Origin of the sequence: Paraburkholderia aromaticivorans, from assembly GCF_012689525.1 — a bacterium.
Classification (GTDB): Bacteria; Pseudomonadota; Gammaproteobacteria; order Burkholderiales; family Burkholderiaceae; genus Paraburkholderia; species Paraburkholderia aromaticivorans_A.
Genome location: NZ_CP051514.1, coordinates 2,071,850 through 2,091,033, shown reverse-complemented (window position 1 = coordinate 2,091,033; position 19,184 = coordinate 2,071,850). Strand labels below are relative to the sequence as shown.

The 19,184-nt window shown below is 58.9% G+C and carries 15 protein-coding genes and 2 pseudogenes; 8 read left to right on the top strand and 9 right to left on the bottom strand.

Features of this window, described 5'->3' with window-relative positions; translation table 11 throughout:
• Positions 1 to 2: 2 nt before the first annotated feature.
• Together HF916_RS09790 and HF916_RS09785 are read right to left on the bottom strand one after the other, a co-directional pair.
• A complete protein-coding gene (locus tag HF916_RS09790) occupies positions 3 to 1,052 on the bottom strand; it encodes a homogentisate 1,2-dioxygenase (protein ID WP_168788675.1) in 1,050 nt (349 codons plus the stop codon).
• A gap of 233 nt (positions 1,053 to 1,285) precedes the next feature.
• The gene (locus HF916_RS09785) at positions 1,286 to 2,230 is read right to left on the bottom strand and encodes a 3-keto-5-aminohexanoate cleavage protein (RefSeq protein ID WP_168789099.1); all 945 of its coding nucleotides are present in this window, start codon (positions 2,228 to 2,230) and stop codon (positions 1,286 to 1,288) included.
• 318 nt (positions 2,231 to 2,548) lie between these two features.
• On the opposite strand from HF916_RS09785, the gene HF916_RS09780 reads away from it, so the two are divergent.
• A complete protein-coding gene (locus HF916_RS09780; RefSeq protein ID WP_240975213.1) occupies positions 2,549 to 3,091 on the top strand; it encodes a MarR family winged helix-turn-helix transcriptional regulator in 543 nt (180 codons plus the stop codon).
• 102 nt (positions 3,092 to 3,193) lie between these two features.
• On the opposite strand, the gene HF916_RS09775 is transcribed toward HF916_RS09780, so the two are convergent.
• Complete coding sequence (locus tag HF916_RS09775; protein WP_168788674.1) at positions 3,194 to 3,478, bottom strand: DUF4148 domain-containing protein; 285 nt, start codon at positions 3,476 to 3,478, stop codon at positions 3,194 to 3,196.
• A gap of 481 nt (positions 3,479 to 3,959) precedes the next feature.
• Between HF916_RS09775 and HF916_RS09770 the strand changes: the two genes are divergently transcribed.
• The 4 genes from HF916_RS09770 (at position 3,960) to HF916_RS09755 (ending at position 9,916) form a co-directional block, all read left to right on the top strand.
• Complete coding sequence (locus tag HF916_RS09770; RefSeq protein ID WP_168788673.1) at positions 3,960 to 5,183, top strand: substrate-binding domain-containing protein; 1,224 nt, start codon at positions 3,960 to 3,962, stop codon at positions 5,181 to 5,183.
• A 15-nt stretch (positions 5,184 to 5,198) separates the two neighbouring features.
• Positions 5,199 to 7,676, top strand: coding sequence for an ATP-binding cassette domain-containing protein (locus HF916_RS09765; protein ID WP_168788672.1), 2,478 nt, complete (start codon positions 5,199 to 5,201; stop codon positions 7,674 to 7,676).
• Positions 7,677 to 7,684: 8 nt separating this feature from the next.
• Positions 7,685 to 8,695 carry an ABC transporter permease gene (locus tag HF916_RS09760; protein ID WP_240975212.1) on the top strand — a complete coding sequence of 337 codons (1,011 nt, stop codon included), beginning with the start codon at positions 7,685 to 7,687 and terminating at the stop codon, positions 8,693 to 8,695.
• Positions 8,696 to 8,845: 150 nt separating this feature from the next.
• Complete coding sequence (locus tag HF916_RS09755) at positions 8,846 to 9,916, top strand: porin (protein WP_168788670.1); 1,071 nt, start codon at positions 8,846 to 8,848, stop codon at positions 9,914 to 9,916.
• A 122-nt stretch (positions 9,917 to 10,038) separates the two neighbouring features.
• Here the strand turns inward: HF916_RS09755 and HF916_RS09750 are convergent, their stop codons facing one another.
• The 5 genes and pseudogenes from HF916_RS09750 to gtdA form a co-directional block, all read right to left on the bottom strand.
• Positions 10,039 to 10,491, bottom strand: a complete 453-nt coding sequence (locus HF916_RS09750) for a hypothetical protein (protein ID WP_206001724.1) — start codon at positions 10,489 to 10,491, stop codon at positions 10,039 to 10,041.
• Between the two features lie 119 nt (positions 10,492 to 10,610).
• A pseudogene (locus HF916_RS09745) lies at positions 10,611 to 11,295 on the bottom strand (FAD-dependent oxidoreductase); the annotation flags it as partial.
• Positions 11,296 to 11,311: 16 nt separating this feature from the next.
• Positions 11,312 to 11,953, bottom strand: a complete 642-nt coding sequence (gene maiA, locus HF916_RS09740) for a maleylacetoacetate isomerase (protein WP_168788669.1) — start codon at positions 11,951 to 11,953, stop codon at positions 11,312 to 11,314.
• A 33-nt stretch (positions 11,954 to 11,986) separates the two neighbouring features.
• Positions 11,987 to 12,685 carry a fumarylacetoacetate hydrolase family protein gene (locus HF916_RS09735; protein ID WP_168788668.1) on the bottom strand — a complete coding sequence of 233 codons (699 nt, stop codon included), beginning with the start codon at positions 12,683 to 12,685 and terminating at the stop codon, positions 11,987 to 11,989.
• A 72-nt stretch (positions 12,686 to 12,757) separates the two neighbouring features.
• Entirely contained in the window at positions 12,758 to 13,804 is a 1,047-nt protein-coding gene (gene gtdA / locus HF916_RS09730; RefSeq protein WP_168788667.1) for a gentisate 1,2-dioxygenase, read from the bottom strand.
• A 166-nt stretch (positions 13,805 to 13,970) separates the two neighbouring features.
• Between gtdA and HF916_RS09725 the strand changes: the two genes are divergently transcribed.
• Positions 13,971 to 14,906, top strand: a complete 936-nt coding sequence (locus HF916_RS09725; RefSeq protein WP_168788666.1) for a LysR family transcriptional regulator — start codon at positions 13,971 to 13,973, stop codon at positions 14,904 to 14,906.
• Positions 14,907 to 14,920: 14 nt separating this feature from the next.
• On the opposite strand, the gene HF916_RS09720 is transcribed toward HF916_RS09725, so the two are convergent.
• Positions 14,921 to 15,460 (bottom strand): MarR family winged helix-turn-helix transcriptional regulator, encoded by a 540-nt coding sequence (locus HF916_RS09720; RefSeq protein WP_168788665.1) that lies wholly within the window; start codon positions 15,458 to 15,460, stop codon positions 14,921 to 14,923.
• Between the two features lie 256 nt (positions 15,461 to 15,716).
• Here HF916_RS09720 and HF916_RS09715 point away from each other — a divergent pair.
• Positions 15,717 to 18,110: pseudogene (locus HF916_RS09715) on the top strand (molybdopterin-dependent oxidoreductase); the annotation flags it as partial.
• Positions 18,111 to 18,155: 45 nt separating this feature from the next.
• A complete protein-coding gene (locus HF916_RS09710; protein ID WP_168787491.1) occupies positions 18,156 to 19,178 on the top strand; it encodes an IS30 family transposase in 1,023 nt (340 codons plus the stop codon).
• Positions 19,179 to 19,184 lie beyond the last annotated feature (6 nt).

Here is a 19,184-nt window from a genome sequence, read left to right as displayed (position 1 = left end):
CGTTATGAACGGCGCTGCTCGCTCGGATGCGGTCCGTATTCGCCTGTTTCCATCAACTGCGATGCTGCGATCGCGTTCGGCGTCCAGCGAAGCGTGGCTCGCGTTTCCAGCAACCAGGCCTGATAGGTCTCCGGAGCGTTCTCGGGTGGTCCATGGTGAATCACACCTTTCGGCACCCAGGTCAACGTGCCCGGCTCCGAGCACCCGCCCCAGACACCGGGTCCGCGCACGTAACAGATCACCTCGTCGAAATCCGCATTGATATGAATCGGCGGCCGATTCGAGATGCGTGAACTGAGGTTGAACATCAGAACATCGCCTGCGGTGGATGACAAAAATTGACTCGGCGGGCCGCCATCAGGCAAATAGGTGAGCCGCTGAATTTTGTTGAGATTCAGTTTCCACACCGGAACGGAGTCCGACAATTGCATGCCGAGCGAGAGCGGGTCATGCGGCATGGTGAACACCGTGTTCTCTCCGTCGATGGCCTTTAGAACTAGTTTCGTCGGACCGCCCGCGGGAATGTCGGGGCCCACCCTGGCATACTCCACGTCGCGCGCGACGTTGATCATTCCCGTGGGCGCCGGAGGCGAAAGTTTTAATGCCGATGGGCTTTCGACAATGACGCTGCGCATGGCGTCGCCCGTCGGCGCATATCGATACGCTATCGCACGCGGAATGCACACAAAGTCGCCTTCATCCGCCGTGATACGGCCAACGTCCGTTTCGAATCTGACCGTGCCCGACTGGATGAAATGAATTTCGTCCGCCTCGACATTTCGAACCACGAACGGCATGGGCATGCGCCGGCCGGACACATGCAACTTGACTCCCAGCCGGGACGTCGCCACGGTGGTCGGAAGTGCATTGCCGTTGTCCCGATCGTCAGGTATTAACTGGTCGAGGACCGCCCGCCGTGGTGCATGCGGACCTTCCACCGAGAGGTAATCAGGCGCGTACGTCGACCGGGTAACGACAGAAATAGCGCCCATAAACCCATCCCGGGTCCACAGTTGCACGGGAGGCTCTCCGCCTTTCGTCTGATCACTCATTTGCCACTCTCCTCGGTTGTGGAACGCTCACAGTCGGTGTGGCCCATGGCGCGTCCAGGCGTGCGTCGAACACGCCAAGGCCTGAAAAACCATTCGTTCTGACTTTGCAAGCAGCGACAGAATCCGATCACCAACGGTATCGCCAAGATTCCCCGCATTGCATGAGCGCGTCAACGTCGAACAATCACTCTTTCTAAACGGCGCCGCGCTGGCGGCGCCGTGGCAAACAAACACTAGCGTGCCGGTTTTCCGATCAACGCCCGGTACTCGTTCGCCGTTGCTGGCTGACGGCCGAGCAGGCCGGCGATGTCGCGCGCCATCGTGAACATCTCGAGATTGCTCTTGAGGCGCTCGTCGCTGTTCGGATACTTCCATGGCGTGTCTTCCGTGCCGACGCGGATATGCAGACCCATCATGGTGGCGAGCGTGGTCATATAGAGCGATGCGCGACCCGCCGCGCAGACGCTGATAACCGAGGTCGGATCGATCTTGCGGATCTGGTCGACCATCAGGAACATGTGCTGAGTCATGTCTTGAGCGTCGCTTACCCAGGTGCCCGACACCAGCGTGCGGCCGACGTTGAACGGCAGGCCGTACAGAATCAGCCAGTTGTACGGCTTCTTGAGAATGCCGGTATCGATCAGCTTGCGCTTGGCAAGCTCGATTTCGCCGGAACTATGGACCGCCAGCTCCGGTTTGACGCCCACTTCCTCGAGCGTTGCAACGGCCGGCACCGCAAAGGCCTCCGGATGGCCCGGCGCGCACGGCGCAACTTCGGTCAGGCCTTCGCGAGCGGGACTCATGCACATCTCGAACGTCGTGCCGTGCAACACGTTCACGTTCGGCACGAAATCGTTGCCGAAGCGGGAGCGCAGCGGCTCGATAACCTGCTTGTAGGCTTCAACCGGCAGGATGTCACGATCCATGCGGCGCCCCTGTGCGTCGGTCATGAACGAGAAGTCGATGTGAACGCCGCAGGCGCCGGCTTCGATCACGGTGGTCGCCTCATCCACATACGCCTTGAAGGACGTCGTGTCTTCAAAGCGTCCGGAGACCGCGGCGTTGATCGCGACTTTCTCCGGTACGTCCCACTTGGGCTGCAACTCGGGCCCTGCAATGAACTGGTACTCCTCCATTTCGCGTTTGGCGGCTTCCCAAAGTGGCAGTTTTTCCATGATGATGATCCTCGACGTAAGTAGCGAAGTAACGGTTCGAATCTCTTCGAACCAACGGCAATCAGACCGTTATCGGACGCTCCGACATGGCTGACGCCTCACCAAACGACAGAGCAGTAAGCTCACGACGGCCTACCACTCTCCCGATCGAATCATTTGTGCTAAGATGATTCCGTGCACAATCGATTTATATCGAATGATGCGTTTTGGAATTAACAAAGTCAAGGGCACCAGGGAATCCCCTGGAAGCTGCTAGGACAGAGTTTTTCTGGGGCGGCCCGGCGCGTAGCCGGCTCACACTATCTGTCGAGGAATGAACAAATGGTTAAGCTCTACCCCACCGCAATCGGTATGACCGACGAAACGATCGAGTCACCTTGCGGCTCAACGGAAAAGGAACGGCGAGAGATTTTCGACGATCGCGGCAGGACCGTCCCGTGGATGACGCGGACATTGCACCGGCTGTACAACGTCGAGGCACAGAAGATCCTCGACAGGGAGAAAGTCTCCATCGCGCATTGGTACTACCTGCGGGTGCTAGCTCAACGGGGTGAAATGAATCAATTGGAATTGAGCAGACGCGTGGGGATCGCATCGACCACTGCCGTGCCAGCTTTGGACAGCATGGAAAAGCGCGGGCTATTGACGCGAACTCGCGATCCGAAAGATCGGCGCAAGTACTACGTCAGCCTCACTGACGATGGTAGACGTCTAGTGGATGAACTGTTGCCGGAGATCATCCGGATGCTGTCGAGTTCGTTTGATGGAGTGACGCACGAGGAGATGTACGTCTTCTGGAAGGTCATGCATCAGATCGCTGGAAATCTCACGGATCCATCCAGTGACGGCACGGTCGTGGACTAGGTCGTGAGCGCCGGCATGCAGAGGCGCACAGTCATTGATCAGGCACATGCGGGGAAGCCAGGCGAACTGCGGCCCGGCCGCCGCAGTTCGCCTGGTTAAACGTTACAGCCCCTTTGCGTGGCCCGAATGGGAAGCTCCGGCCGTCGCGCCACCGTAGCCGGCCGCACCACCTTGCGCCGTGGCATTCTGCGCTGCGACCTTGGCTTCAGCAGCCTGAATGTTTTCCGGGTAGTGAATCGCATCTCGCGGGTTGTAGCCGGCGCTTTCGACCTGAGAGAGTTCGTCGCGCACCTGTGCACGACTGAGCACTTGACTGGACTGCGCGAACGACGCAACGGGCGCCGCGATCAAGGCTGCGATAAGGACCGCTTTAGTGAACGACTTCATGATCATTATTCTCTGAGAGGGTGTGAGCGGCGTGACGAAACAACTTCTGTGCCACGGCTAGCAGCAGTCTAAGAAAAAAAGGTCACTAGGGTAAGTACTCATTCCGTCGATTCACCGTTTCACCGCGGACAACAGTCCGTCCGCGATGCTCGCCTCATTTCTGGTTGGGAAGCATCTGCTTAGCTTTCCTCATCGACTATCGCTGCAAAACTACCTCTACATCCTCCGCTAGGGACATTCCCTAGGGTTCTTGACTTTGTTCATCCCGAAACACATCATTCGATATAAATCGATTTTATACAGCATGATTCCACGTCAAATTATGTCGTAACGGCCACTGGACGCCGAACGCGCGCTTTCTTGCCTATCCCGCGAAACCGGAAACACGGTTTCGCTAAATACATAAAAGAACACCACTGGGTTCGAGATTTTGCCTCAACTCATTTCGAATCCGATTTCATTACCTACCTTGAGGATCGTCATGTTCGATATGTTTGGAGTCTGGCAAGCTGCAGCGCCAAAAATGCAGACCCGGTGCATTGCAGAAGACGAGTTGCCGGCCGGGCAGAAAGTCTCTACGGATCGCTCGCCCCGGCCAGACGGCGCGCTCCTTGCGCACGGGCGAGTTGTTGCGCCTATGCTGCGCCATCTTGCACTGCTCATCTCGGCAGCCCTGATTGGTACTGCCGCACACGCGGCGGACGATTCCCTGACGAACCGCCAGAACGACATCACGCCCCTTTGCGGCACGAAGCCGATGATCGTCGGCGTGTCCGATGGGTACGGTGGCAATACCTGGCGCAAGACTGGTCTTGCCGAGGTCAAGGACGAACTCAGCCGCTGCAAGAACGTCAAGCGAGTCATCTACAGCAACGCCAACGGCGATCCGCAAAAGGCCAATTCCGACATCAACAGCATGGTCGCACAGGGCGTCAACGTGCTCATCATGCTTCCGGATTTTGGCGCCGTACAACTTCCGGCCATGCGCTCAGCCATGAAAGCGGGTGTATCGGTCGTACCGTATTCGGCACAGATACCCGGAGTAGCCGGACGCGACTATGTCGTCAATGTCGTCGGAGATTCCAAGCAGGTCGGCGTGCTTTGGGCCGACTGGCTTGGGACAACCCTCAAGAAAGGCAACGTCGTGTTCATGGGTGGATCGCCTGGCGCTGCCGGATCCCGGAACTTCATGGACGGTCTAAAGGGCGGCCTTGGGAAATACCCGAACCTGAAGCTGTTAAATGAGCAGTTCGTCGTAACCAACTGGAACCCAGTCGACGCGCAAAAAGCCACCGCTGGTCTGATTGCCCAATACCCGCACATTGACGCCATTGTCACCGACTACGGTGTGACTGCGCTCGCCGCTGCGAAAGCATTCGAGCAGGCCCACCTCCCGGTGCCCGCCATCGTCACCATCGCAAGCGACAACGAGCTGAACTGTCACTACCTGTCGGCCAAAAAGTCGGGGACAGCATTTCCTTACTACACGCTCGATGGCACGACAACTTATGTACGTTTCGCGGTACGGCATGGAGTCGCCAGCTATCAGGGCACGGCTGATAACGAATCGCCCTCAGTACTTCCTTTCGCCTACGCCGACAGCGCCAAGGGTCTTGATCCCAAGTGCGATCCCAGCGCGCCGCCTGACGCTGACCTGTCCTCCGCCCTTTCCCCTGAAAAGCTCAAGGCCGTTTTTGAGCAGTAACGTTCGAGACGAATCATGAACGACCAGAACACTCTGCTTCAGATTGATGGCGTCACCAAAGTTTTTCCCGGCGTACGGGCACTCGATAACGTCACGTTTTCGGTACTCGCGGGCGAAGTACACGGTCTCGTCGGTGAGAACGGCGCAGGTAAGTCCACGCTCATGGCGGTTGCGTCCGGCGCGCTCGTGCCGGAAAAGGGGCGCGTGCTTATCAACGGCGCGGAAACCAAAGGCGACACCGATACGGCGCGCCGGCTTGGTCTGGCCATCGTGCGGCAGGAACCGGCTCTCATGCCCGATCTGACGGTCGCCGAGAATCTCTATCTTGGCGTGCCAATCGAACAACGCACTTCACTGATGAGCACCACGCAATGGGCACAACAGCTCCTGCGGCAGTGGAGTGGCGATGTCGCGATCGACGCAAACGAGCGGGTCTTGAGCCTGAATCCAGAGCAGCGCTTCATCGTCGAGATCGTGAAGGCGCTTGCTGCCAAACCGAAGGTTCTCGTCCTGGATGAGCCAACGGAACATCTACTGGCGGAAGACGTCGACCGTCTTTTCGAACACATTCGAAAAGTGACGGCCTCCGGTTGCTCGGTCGTTTATATCTCGCACCGCATTCGCGAGGTGCAGAAAATCGCCAACCGCCTTACCGTTTTACGCGATGGCCAAGGACAAGGCACGTACGACGCTGCCGGGCTCAGCGAACAACAAATCGTCGAACTCATCGTTGGCGGGGCGCTTGATCGGGAGTTTCCCGCGAAAGCCGGAAACGACCGCGCCGGTGTGGTTCTCGACGTGGTATCGCTGCGCGGCGCCGGCTTCACTGACGTATCGATGCAGGTAAAGAGCGGGGAAATCGTGGGCCTCGCCGGTATCGACGGCAATGGGCAGCGCGAATTCATGCGCGCTCTCGCCGGTCTTACCCGAAACCGGGGCAACGTCGCGGTCAACGGCAAGCCAGCAAAAACTCAGACGTCTCAAGCTGCTGCCACTTCGGGCATTCGCTATCTCCCTGGTGACCGCCATCGTGACGGCATTTTCGGTGATTTATCCGTACGCGAGAATTTCTCGCTCCGCAGTCTTCCGTTCGATTCCATTCATGGCTGGATCAGCCAGAGAAGCGAAGCGAGACGCACAAAACTGGCAGTAAAGGGTTTCGCGGTCAAGACACCGACGGTCGAGACGCCCATTCGTTCGCTGTCGGGCGGCAATCAGCAAAAGCTGGTGCTGGCCAGTGTCCTTGCGAGCAATCCCGAGGTGCTGCTCGTCGACGAACCGACTCAAGGTGTGGACATTGGCGCGCGGATGGAGATTTACAAGGTGCTTCGCCAGGCCGCCGCGACCGGCACCGCCGTCATCATAGTCTCGTCCGATGCGCTCGAGGTGGCGGGCTTGTGCGACCGTGTGCTGATCTTCTCTCGCGGACATATCGTCAAGGAGCTGCGCGACGCCGCCGTCACCGAAAACAACATCACATCCGCGGTGCTGACTGCGACCACCGAGCGCGAGAGAGGTTCGGCAAGCATTCCTGGCTTCTGGAAGTGGGCGTCGGGAGACTGGGCACCTCTTGTCATGCTCGCACTGGCAATTTGCGCGCTCGGCATCTATGCCACGCACGTCAACGAAACCTATCTGTCCGCTCGCAACCTGAGTGGGGTGTTAGCGCTCGTGGCGACATTGGCCATCGTCGCATACGGGCAGCAGGCGCTCATGCTCGTGGGAGGGATCGATCTATCTGTCGGACCCCTAATGGGGCTGATGGTCGTCATACAGTCGTTTTTTCTCAACGACGGTGCGTCACTGGGACACCAGTTGTCGGGATGGGCAATTGTTATTGTGGTCGCCGTTGCAGTCGGAGTAGTGAACTGGATACTGGTGGACCCCTTCCGATTGCATCCAATGGTCGCAACGCTAGCTACCTATATGGCGTTGCAGGCGATATCCCTTTTACTGCGCCCCGTTCCGGGTGGACTGATCGCCGATTCGGTGGTCGAGACAATCGGCACGCAGGCTGGCTTCGTCCCAGTCATCACGATCTTCGCTGTTGTTCTCGCCGTCGTGCTCGAGTTCGTCCTCTTTAAAACCCGGCTTGGGCTTACGTTTCGCGGCGTGGGCTCGCGGGTTGAAGCCGCCCGCATGGCAGGCGTGCGCCCACATAGGACGTTACTTGCCGCGTATGTGGGTTGCTCGCTCCTCGCCGGTGTGGCCGCCGCGCCGATGATGGCGCAGGTCGGGTCCGGTGACCCGAGCGCCGGCATCAACTACACGCTGGCTAGCATTGCGGCCGTCGTCATCGGCGGGGCAAGCCTGTTTGGCGGACGCGGGTCTTTTGTCGGTTCCTTGCTTGGCGCGCTTCTAATCATTCAGGTCAATGTGGTCACGTCGTTTCTGGACATTGGAGATTCGTGGCAATCGTATCTATTGGGCGGAATGATTCTGGCATCTGTCGCCCTCTATTCCAGGAGTAGAGAAATGGCGGTGGCGAAATGAGAAAGGTCATGAACAATCAGACATACGTGATTTCGGATCTCTTGCGGTCATTTTTCGCGAAGTGGCGGTCGATTCGGGCTCCAGGATTCAGTGAATTCTGGTGGATCTGGGTCGGATTGATACTTCTCTTCTCAGTTAGCTCAGTAGTCGCGCCAGGCACGATGACGCGTGGTTCGATTCTGGCCATGCTTCCGTTCGCAGGCATCCTCGCCATTGTCGCAACAGGACAAACTCTGGTCATCCAGCAGCGAGGCCTCGACATGTCGGCCATCGGAATGGTCTCACTCTCCGGCGTGGTGATGGCCCGAACGGGATTTGGCTTCGATTCCATTGTCCTAGCGGCAATTCTCACGGTGTGCGTGGGAGCGATTGTCGGGATCGTCAATGGGACACTGGTATCGAGATTCGCTATCACACCATTAGTTGCAACCTTGGCGGTGAACGCGCTTCTGATTGGCGGCGTGCGTTCGTTGACCGGCAATGTTCCCGTCAACGTCCCGCTTGTTATGCAAACCATCTCGCACGCACAGTTTATTGGCTTGCCGGCTAATGTCCTGTTTGCGTTCGCTTTCGTGGTGACAGCCTGGGTCATCACCAGGAAAACCGCAATCGGCCGCAGATTTGTCGCTGTTGGCGTCAATCCGCGGGCGGCTGAGGCTGCGGGGGTGAGGGTTCTGCAGTATCGGATTGGTGCCTATGTCGCGTCTGCGGTGTGCTTCTCCGCCGCCGGGATGCTGCTCGCCGGATTCATTGGTAGCGCGTCGCAGACGTCGGGCAACGACTATCTGCTTCCCGCCATCGCGGCTGTCGTTGTAGGCGGTACGCCATTCACCGGGGGAAAAGGCAGCGTTATCGCCAGCGCGGTCGCGGCGCTGTTCATGGCGCAGCTCGGTCAACTTGTACTGGCACTCGGTGCAGGGCCCGCAGTTCAGTTGTTAGTGCAGGCGTGCGCGATTCTGCTCGCCACCACCGTTCGCCATCTGCCGGCGGCGGTAAAAACGTTTCACAAAAACGCATAGTGAAAAGTCGTAGCGGAAGTTTGATTCTCAGGGCCAATCGTCCGATCAGTTCAACGCCGTACGAACGGGTCTGAATTTTCAAGCCGATTGCATCGACCCACCAGAGGTCGGCACGCAATCCATGGAGACTCCTTTTTTAAGGATAACGAAATGAGAAAGATTATTTACTGCGCATCGTTGATGGCTTTCTGTGCCTGCAACACCTACGCACAGAGCACGGTGACCTTGTACGGACGCGTCGCATCAGGTCTCGATTTCGTCACGAACGTCGCAACGCCAAACGGCCAGTCGAAGAACAATTTCAGGTTCGGTAGCAACCAGTACGGATACAGCTGGTTTGGCCTGAAAGGTGATGAAGACCTCGGAGGCGGCCTGCACGCCGTCTTTAAACTCGAAAGCCTTTTTACCTCCGGTACAGGCCAGACCCCGCCAGACACGATTTTTACCCGCGACGCCTATGTGGGCCTGTCTCACGACACATACGGAAGTATCTGGTTTGGACGAGCCATGAGCCTCACGGATGAAACGGGTTGGTACATTGACCCACTCGGAGAACAAGTGGGCATTGGTGTGGGCAATTTCGCATACGGGCGAGCGTGGGGTCCACGATCGAACGTGGTCACCTACAATTCGCCAATCTGGAGCGGTTTCTCGTTCCGCGCTCAGGATGGATTCGGCAATGAGGCCGGCAACTTCCGCGGCGGCCGCCAGTTCAGTGTGAGCGCACAATACACGCTCGTGAACTTTGCTGCCTACGGCGTATACGAAGAAGTTCGCGACGCCAACGGCAAATTCTCCGACCTGTATGCCGCGTCGCGCGAATACATGGTGGGTGCCACCTACCAGGTGGGCGGACTGAAGTTCTACACCGGCTTTCAACAGCTTGTCTCGTCAGGGCAAGACACACTCGCGACTTCTTTCAACCCGGCCGCCGCGACGCGGAGCCAGCAAGAGTGGGTGGGCGCCTCTTATCAGGCAACCCCCGCCCTCGCCTTTCAGGCCGGCTGGTATCACGGCAACGTGAATCATGGTGGCGGCTCGGGAAATCTTGGTGCCATCGGCACCACCTACAATCTTTCGAAACGGACCTTCCTTTATCTGACCGTCGGAGAGATGTTCAACGGCAAGAATTCCGCGTTCCCGGTCGAGACGGCTGACTCTCAACCGCTGCCTGGCCACAACCAGCAAGGCGGCTACATCGGCATCATGCACTTCTTCTAACCGATGACTTGATGGCGTACAGACATCTGTACGCCAACGGAGATAGTTCGCCGCCCGTCTTACTCGATTTTGTAGCACATCAGGTAAGACGGGCAGCGTTGCATCAACAGAGTCTTTCGTGGTTAAACCAGCGGCGTAACCGTGTTCTCCACGCCTAACAGAGCCTTCCCGTAAAGCTCAGTCCCAATAGCAGGGAGGACAATCGCATGACGGGCCGCAGTATTCGAATCGCGCCACCAGCGTTGCATCGGACTCGTCTCGGCAAAACTTCCTGCGCCATGGGCGAAGATCAGCGTATTGAGGGCGTCGGTAATATCAGTGGCTACAACACCGGTATCAGCGCGGACGCAGGCCCGTGTGATGTAGTCCGGAGATGCATTGCGGCGAGCTAGATCGTCGATCTCATCTGCGGCACGGAAGGCGCGCAAATGTGCGCTATCGATCTTCAACGCGGCCTCCGCCACCTGCACCTGAAATACCGTCGAATCGGTCTGCCTGGTGAACGACGTGTACGCGATAGCTCGTTGAGGCGCCTTCTCGATAACGTACTTCAACGCAGCGCGGCCGATGCCCAATTGAGGACCGATGAGCAGGAGCGACGAGACTGGGCCGAATGCGGCACGGTACGCAACCTCGTCCTTGAACGGAGTCGACTACTCGCCGCGCACCGCCGTCATGATGTCCAGCAGCCGGCGAGGTTGTATTGCTGGCCGCCGCGCAGCGGGTAATGCACAAGATGACAATGCGGCCCCGCCCAAACGACGGACGCATTGATTTGCAGATCCTTGGACATGTTCTCGACATCGACGACTGCGCGATACACCACATGTCCCGTCACGCTATGCGCGTCTCCAATCAGCGCCTTGCGTATCGCCGACTTCACGCCGTCGCAGCCAATCACTGCGTCCGCGCTGTAGCGCTCGCCATGCTGGTCAGTCACGGTCACGCCATTGGCATCCTGATCCAGCGTGCAGACCTGCGTATTCGTGTGGAACTGAATCAGCGGATGATCCTTGACGGCTTCGAGAATCGACAGATGAATGTCAACGCGATGAATCACCGCATACGGATTGCCGAAACGCGCGATACGGCGCCCCCACGTCGATGCGCACGATTTCCCTCGCGTCGAGCGCGTCCCTCAGGCTCAGATAGTCGGTGAACACGGCCCGGCCGCGCGCCGCCTCGCCGACACCCAAGGCATCGAGCGCATTGAACGCGTTCGCGGCCAACTGGATGCCCGCGCCGATCTCCTGTATCTCCGGCGCCTGCTCGAGCAGTTGTACCCGAATGCCCTGCCGTGCCAGCGCTAGCGCAGCGGCGAGTCCACCGATACCGCCGCCGATCACCAGCACGCGGCGGCCATTGTTTGTCTCACTCATGATTGTCTCCCTGCAATCAAACAACGTAATCGGGCTGACGCTGCGGCTCCGCAGCAGCGAATGCCCGGTGCGTCGACGCATGCTCATACACCGCAAGGCTGCGCGGATAAGCGCTCAAATCACAGTCCATGCGCAAAGCGTTGGCGATCTGCGGCACGAGGGACACGTCGGCGAGCGTCGGCTGGGCGCCGAAGCACCACGGGCCCTTGTTGCCGCGTTCGAGCATGCGTTCGACGCCCGCCATCCCCTGAGCGATCCAGTGCCGATACCACGCGGTTTTTTGCTGCGGCGTCACCTTCAGTTCCGTCTCCAGATAGCGCAGCACGCGCAGATTGTTGACAGGATGAATGTCGCAGGCAATCAGCGTCGAAAGCTCCAGCACGCGCGCGCGCCGTGCGCGTTCAAGCGGGATCAGGCGCGGCTCGGGATGTATCTGATCGAGATAGTCGATGATCGCGAGTGACTGGCCGAGCTTGAAATCGCCATCGATCAGCGCGGGCACCGACGCGGACGGATTCACGTTCGCCACGTAATCCGCTGTGCGATGCTCGCCGACGCGGATATTGACGGGCAGCGTGTCGTACGTCAGACCTTTGAGCGCGAGCGCAATGCGCACGCGGTAGGACGTCGAGCTGTTAAAGAAGCTATGGAGTTGCACGAGTAGATCTCCGTCCATTGCAGATTGCGTCAATCAGACCACGCGTACCGTCACTTCACCCAGGCGCTCGACGCCGACCTTCATCGTGTCGCCCGTCTTCACTGCGCCAACCCCTTCGGGCGTGCCGGTGAAAATCACGTCGCCCGGTTCGAGGCGGAAGAATTTCGACAGGTCCGAAACGGTTTCAGCCACCGACCAGATCAGATTTGACACATCGCTCTTCTGTTTCGTCTCGCCATTGACGCTGAGCCACAACGCGCCGCTTTCAAAGTGACCGACAGTGCTGACAGGATGAATCGGGCCGATAGGAGCGGAACGGTCGAACGCCTTGCCGATTTCCCACGGACGGCCCATTTCGCGCATCTTCATCTGCAGGTCGCGGCGTGTCATATCGAGACCGACCGCGTAGCCCCAAACATGATCCAGCGCCTGTTCAACCGCAATATCCGAACCGCCCTTTCCAATTACCGCGACAAGCTCCGCTTCATAATGATAGTTCTGCGTCTGCGCCGGATAGGCCAGTTCGAGTGTCTCGCCATACGCGACCGGCACAACGGCATCGGCCGGTTTGCAGAAGAAGAATGGCGGCTCGCGATCGGGATCGAAGCCCATTTCGCGTGCGTGCGCCGCGTAGTTGCGGCCCACGCAATAGACGCGGCGCACCGCGAATTGAGCGTCACTACCGGCGACGGGAACGGCAACAGGTGCTTCGGGCGGGAAAACAAAAGTCATGTTGATGTCGACTCAATAGATAAGGGAGAGCACACACGCACGTACAACACGTGTGGTCAAAATACAGATGGGTCAGGCGCGTTCTTCGCGCAACAGATTCAGCGCGGCGAGCACGGGACGATCCGAATAACTGAACAGCACGCTTTCCGCCGATGCCGACAGTTGCACGGACGCCCACGACGGTGCGACGAACACGTCATGCGGTTCGAACGTAAATTCGTCATTACCGATCTTCGCGGTGCCTTTGCCTTCCACGACGCAATAGACGGTTGCATCGGTGCTGCGATAAGAGCGGCCCTTGAAGCCTGTGGGCAGGTATTGCATGAACGTCGCGATGGTCGGCATCGGCCAGCCGCCCGTCGCCGGATTCACATAGCGCAACTTCACGCCGTCCCACTCGTCGAGTTCGCCGTTGCGATACAGCGCGTCGAGCGCTTCGCGGCTGCGCTCATACGGGTAGCTGAATATCGGCGAAGTGGGATCGGACACGCGATGCCGCACGGGCACCATGTTGTGACCGAAGCGCGCGAAGCTGTCGCCCTCGGGGCGCGCAATCGGCTGCGTCGCCTCGGGGAAGTTCTCGGCAAAACCGGCATCCATCTGCGCAACTAGAGGAATATCGAGGCCGTCGAGCCACACGACGGGCTCGCCGCCGTCTTCCACCGACGGGTTGCCGTGGTCGTGCCACGTCCACGACGGCGTAATGATGAAATCGCCCGGATGCATGGTGGCGCGCTCACCGTTCACGGCCGTCCACGCACCCTTGCCTTCGACGATAAAACGCAGCGCCGACTGCGTATGCCGGTGACTCGGCGCAATTTCGCCCGGCAAGATCAACTGCAGTCCGGCGTACAGGTTCAGCGTCATACTGGACTTGCCGGGCAAGCCGGGGTTTTCGAGCACCAGCACGCGGCGCACGGCTTCTTCGGCGCTGATAATGGAACCGGCCTGCATCACGAGATCGCGCACCTGCGCATATTTCCAGATGGCCGGCTGGGCTTTGGGCTGCGGCGCCTTCGGCACGAGGTTGTGCAGCGATTCCCACAGCGGTGCCATACGCAACCGCGCGATCTGCTCGTAGTAGGCCGCGCGCGATGCGCCCGGATTGTCGTGTGTCATTCGCGTCTCCTTTCGGTGTCCCCTTGGTCAGGCACGTCGGCTATTCAAGCGTCGGTCTCATGGGCCCTGTGCATCATTTATATGCGACGAAGCTATATCCAGTAAAATGATGAAAACATCTAATTCATATAATTTTGGGTATATCTCCCGGCAGGAGGATTAGCCGATGGACTGGACTTACCGCCTTCGTCTGAGGCATTTGCAGGTACTGCTGAGTCTCGCGAGCACAGGCAATTTGAGTCAATCGGCCGCGGCGCTCAATACGACGCAACCGGCGTTGTCGAAATGGCTCAAGGAACTGGAGGAGGACGTCGGCCTGCCGCTATTTGACCGGCACGCGCGCGGCTTGCGGCCCACGTCGTATGGCGAGGCATTGATCGAACACGCGCGCCGCATCGAGGCTCATCTCGACGTCGCGCGCGACGACATGCAGGCCATGCGTGAAGGTGGCAGCGGTCTGGTGAGCATTGGAACGTCGGGCGTATCGGCGGCCGATACCGTGCCCCTCGCCGTATCCCGGCTGCTCGAGCGCATGCCGCACGCCCAGGTGCGGCTTGTCGAAAGCACGATGAACCAGTTGATGCCGCAACTCGCGCGCGGCGAGCTTGACATTGTTGTTGGACGCTCGGGTCAGCAGTACGACGATCCGCAACTGCAAACGGTGACGCTCTACACGGAGCCGATCAACTTCGTCGCAGGACCGCAGCACCCGCTCGCCGGACGCGCGGCGCTCGGTTGGGATGACGTGCTCGCCTATTCGTGGATCGTCTGGCCGCAAGGCACGCCCGTGCGAAATGCACTGGAAGCGGCGCTAGCGGCGGAGGGGCGCACGCTACCGGGCCATTGCGTCGAATCCAATTCCTCCATTCTCAACCTGACGTTGCTGAACAACACGGAACTGGTGGGCGTCGCATCGCACCGCGCCGCCCTTCGATTCGAACAATTGAACGCGCTTCGGATTCTGCCAATTCAACTGGCGGGCTTTGGATCCGTCTCGCTCTATTGGCACGCCGAAAACGTCAATCGCAATGCAGTGGCCATGGCACTGGAGAGCCTTCGTGAATTCGCGGACCCAAATATGCAGGAATGGCACACCGCTTAACGCGCTGCTCCCGTTCAATCCACGACCGAATCATCCTGGGCCTTCTGGATGAGGTTTGCCTCGATCTGATGCACGACTTTCCAGAAGACACGCATATCTCGCGGGGTGATTCCATCAAGCGAACCAGAGATCATCTCCGTCAACTCAGGCAGCAACTCATCCACGAGACGCTTGCCTTCATCCTTCAAACTGACGAAATACTTTCGCCTGTCGTTCGGGTCGCGCTTTCTCTCCACGAGGCCGCGTTTTTCAAGGTTGTCTAGCGCGGGCACCGCCGTAGTCGACGCAATACCGACGCGCTTGCTCAGTTCAAGCTGGTTCAATTCGCCGCGTTCCGCCAATACCCGTAAGTAGTACCAGTACGCAATCGCGATGTTCTCGCGGTCCAGAATCTTCTGCGCCTGGGCGTCGTAGAGTCTGTGCACGGTCCTGGCCATCCACGGGACGGTTCTGCCGCGATCGTCAAATACGTCAGAGGGCTGATTGTCCGCGGCGACCGGTGGTACGGCCGTTCCCCGGGTTGCTTTGACCGCAGCGGCGTTCGACTTGGGCATGGGTTCATTCCTCGACGTTGGAGTCCCGAGCCGGACACAACCCGACTGGAGAAAAGACGACAATCAGAAACATCGGACCAGGGTATTCCCTGGAGTCCTTGACTTTATTCATTCTAAAACACATCATTCGATATGAATCTATATTGGATGGAATGATCTTTTTGCAAATCATCCGCCACAAGAGAGATCATACAACAGACGGCCGAATTTGCGACCGCTTCGTGGTCTCGCACTGACAAAACGTTTGAGAACTCGTATGCAAAGAAAGATTCTCGTACTGATACTTTGGCTGATGCCAACCGCTCTGCGCGTGGCAGCGCGTCTGTTTCCGTCCGTACGGGAACATCTCGGTTCAGCGCATTGGGTCATCCAGCTCCGGCTGAGAGACAACAGCCTGGCGCGACAGCTCCATTTCAGAGACGGCACCGTGTCCGCGCGCTGGGGAGTGAACGCCAAGCCCGACGCCGAACTCGTGTTCATGGATGCGGCCACGGCACGCCAGATGCTTGCGCCCACGACCGATCACGCGTTCCTGATCGATGCGCTCAAGAACTTCAAGATCACGCAGGGTGGCAGCGATCAGGCTCTGGTCTGGTTCGGCCAGTTGGTGAACACGATGAAGACAGCGTCCTGGCGCACAGGCACCCGGATGAAAGATGGGACCACCCGTTATGTCACGCTCACCAATGGGGGGCCGGTCTTTGTCTTCGTGAAAGACGGCAAGATCATCCGGACAACGCCCATTGATCTGACGGCGGAAGACGGACCCAGTTGGACCATCACGGCGCGAGGCCGCCAGTTTTCACCGGCACGGCGTGCAACCGTCAGCCCGCACGCGCTCTCGCTCAAATCCCTCGTCTATTCGGACAAACGGATTCTTTCTCCCATGAAGCGGGTCGATTACGACCCGAAGGGAGAACGCAATCCTCAGACGCGGGGAATTTCGGGCTACGAGCGTATCAGCTGGGACGAAGCGCTCGACATTGTCGTTGGTGAGATCCGCCGTATGAAGCAGGAACATGGTCCCGGCGCGATCGCGATGGCCACGGGTGCGCATCATCAGTGGGGAAACGTCAACTACTACCTGAGCGCCATGCAGCGCTTCGGTAACCTGATTGGATATACCCGCATCGAAATGAGCCCGATTAGCTGGGAAGGCTGGTACTGGGGCGCCATGCACCACTACGGCAACAGTCTGCGTCTGGGCACGCCGAGCTTCTACGGTACGACGCAGGACTGTCTTGAACACGCGGAAGTGATCGTCTTCTGGTCGAGCGATCCCGAGTCGACCAATGGCGTGTACGCCGGCTTCGAGGGCACCGAGCGCCGGTTGTGGGCGAAGCAGCTCGGAATACAGTTCGTTCATATCGACCCGTACCTGACGCAATCCGCCCAGTTCCTCGGTGGAAAGTGGCTGCCCATCAAGCCCGGCACCGACTCGGCCCTCGCGATCGCCATCATGCATGAATGGATGATCAGCGGCAGCTACGATGAGCAATATGTAGCGACAAGAACAACGGGCTTCGACGAATGGCGTGCTTATGTGCTCGGCGAAGAGGACGGCACGCCGAAGACGCCGGAGTGGCAGGAAGCCGAAACCGGCATTCCTGCAAAAGACGTGCGCAGCCTCGCGCAGTTGTGGGCGTCGAAGAAAACGTACCTCGCTGCAGGTGGCCTCGGCGCGGGTTTTGGCGGAGCATGCCGCACGGAAACCGGAGCCCAGTGGACGCGCAGCCTCGTCATGATGATGGCCATGCAAGGATGGGGAAAGCCCGGGATCAACTTCGGCAATCTTCAGATCGGCGCCCCTCAGGACCTGAATTTTTACTTTCCCGGCTATGCCGAGGGCGGAATCTCGGGCGACCTGACCTACACGGCAAGCGCGGCTAACAACTATTGCCGCATGCCGCACATCATCACGATCAATCCGGTGAAGCAGTCCATCCCTCGCCAACGGTTTGCCGAGGCAATCACGCAGGGAAGCGCGGACGGATACTTTTGGGACGGCTTCTCAGCCGAAGGGCAATTTGGTCAATACTCGTATCCCAAGCTCGGCCATTCGCGCGTTCACATGCTCTACCGCTACGGATCGTCTTCATTCGGCACAGTTCCGGGCTCGAACAAACTTATCGACGCGTATCGTCATGCGTCGCTTGAGTTCGTTGTCAACCAATCCATATGGATGGAGAACGAGGCGCAGTTCGCCGACATCATCCTGCCGGCGTGTACCGCTCTCGAGCGTGACGACATATCCGAATGGGCAAACTGCGGCGGTTACATCCAGCACGCACAGAGCCAGCTCAATCATCGCATGACGATCATGCAGCACAAATGTATCGAGCCTCTTGGCGAATCGAAATCGGACTACCAGATTTTCCTGGAGATCATGACGCGACTCGGCTACGGCGGTATGTACTCGGAAGGCGGCGGGTCGGAACTGACCTGGTGTGAACGGATCTTCAACTCCACGGACCTGCCCCGGCAGACCACCTGGAAGAAATTCCTGAAGAAGGGCTATCACGTCGTGCCGCCTCCCAGCAACGATGACAAGCAGCCGGTGGACATGCGCTGGTTCGCGGAGGGTCGCACCAAGGACTTGCCGGAAGCGAATCCCCTTCCCGGCGTGTATTCCAACGGATTTAGCCAGGGCGGCCTCAAATCTGAAGTGCAACACCGTTTCGTATAAGGTGTTGCGATGCACGAAAGAACTCAGTACCAGCAACTTCAACCTGAAGAGCGCCTCATCATTGCAAGCCTGCATCTACAGGGTTCGAGTATCCGGGCCATGGCCCGGATACTCGGGCGCTCGCCGGCCACCGTTAGCCGTGAACTGACGCGAAACAGCTCTCCTGCGGGTTACGCATCGGTGCCGGCTGAAGCGCTCCGCGCCGCACGCCGCAGCGCGGGCCGCCGCCCCACAAAGCTTTGCCTGCAAAGCGTTTGCTGGCGCATTGTTCTTACCCTGCTCGAGTGGAAATGGTCACCCCAGCAGATATCGGGCACACTCAAGCGTATGTATCCGACTGACCCGACCCAGCAGGTTTCGCACGAAACCATCTACACGGCCATCTACGCCCAGCCGCGCGGCGAACTGCGCAGACAGCTCATTGCCTGTCTGCGCCATGGTCACAGCACGCGTATGCCGCGCACACGGGGCACAGACCGACGCGGACAGATTCCGGACATGGTCAGTATTCATGTGCGGCCGCCCGAAATCGAGGACCGGCTGCTGCCTGGACACTGGGAAGGCGACTTCATCAAGGGGGCTGGCAACCAGTCCTCGGTAGGCGTTCTGGTCGAACGGACCAGCCGCCTGGTGCTGCTCGCAAAGATGGAAGATGCCACCGCAGCGTCGGCGCTGGCGGGCTTCTCCGTCAAGCTCAATTCGATTGTCGCGCCACTACGGCAGAGCTTCACCTACGACCAGGGCAAAGAAATGTCGCGCCATAAAGAGCTCACCGCCGCGACCGGCGTGCAGGTGTACTTCTGCGACCCGCACAGTCCATGGCAAAGGGGCACCTGCGAAAACACCAACGGGCTGCTGCGACAGTATCTGCCCAAAGGCACCGACCTTTCTGTCTACAGTCAGGACGAACTCGACGCCATCGCCGACAGTCTGAACAGCCGGCCTCGTGCGACTCACGACTTCCATTCACCATTCGAGGTCTTCGCCGCGACCCTTGCATCAGCAAGCCAACCTCAAGGCTCTAAACATTAATCCCGC

Excerpts from the sequence above, each read along its gene's own strand:
- HF916_RS09790 (WP_168788675.1), bottom strand. The coding sequence starts at position 1,052 with ATGAGTGATCAGACGAAAGGCGGAGAGCCTCCCGTGCAACTGTGGACC.
- HF916_RS09780 (WP_240975213.1), top strand. The coding sequence starts at position 2,549 with ATGGTTAAGCTCTACCCCACCGCAATCGGTATGACCGACGAAACGATC.
- HF916_RS09775 (WP_168788674.1), bottom strand. The coding sequence starts at position 3,478 with ATGAAGTCGTTCACTAAAGCGGTCCTTATCGCAGCCTTGATCGCGGCG.
- HF916_RS09770 (WP_168788673.1), top strand. The coding sequence starts at position 3,960 with ATGTTCGATATGTTTGGAGTCTGGCAAGCTGCAGCGCCAAAAATGCAG.
- HF916_RS09765 (WP_168788672.1), top strand. The coding sequence starts at position 5,199 with ATGAACGACCAGAACACTCTGCTTCAGATTGATGGCGTCACCAAAGTT.
- HF916_RS09760 (WP_240975212.1), top strand. The coding sequence starts at position 7,685 with ATGAACAATCAGACATACGTGATTTCGGATCTCTTGCGGTCATTTTTC.
- HF916_RS09755 (WP_168788670.1), top strand. The coding sequence starts at position 8,846 with ATGAGAAAGATTATTTACTGCGCATCGTTGATGGCTTTCTGTGCCTGC.
- HF916_RS09735 (WP_168788668.1), bottom strand. The coding sequence starts at position 12,685 with ATGACTTTTGTTTTCCCGCCCGAAGCACCTGTTGCCGTTCCCGTCGCC.
- gtdA (WP_168788667.1), bottom strand. The coding sequence starts at position 13,804 with ATGACACACGACAATCCGGGCGCATCGCGCGCGGCCTACTACGAGCAG.
- HF916_RS09725 (WP_168788666.1), top strand. The coding sequence starts at position 13,971 with ATGGACTGGACTTACCGCCTTCGTCTGAGGCATTTGCAGGTACTGCTG.
- HF916_RS09720 (WP_168788665.1), bottom strand. The coding sequence starts at position 15,460 with ATGCCCAAGTCGAACGCCGCTGCGGTCAAAGCAACCCGGGGAACGGCC.
- HF916_RS09710 (WP_168787491.1), top strand. The coding sequence starts at position 18,156 with ATGCACGAAAGAACTCAGTACCAGCAACTTCAACCTGAAGAGCGCCTC.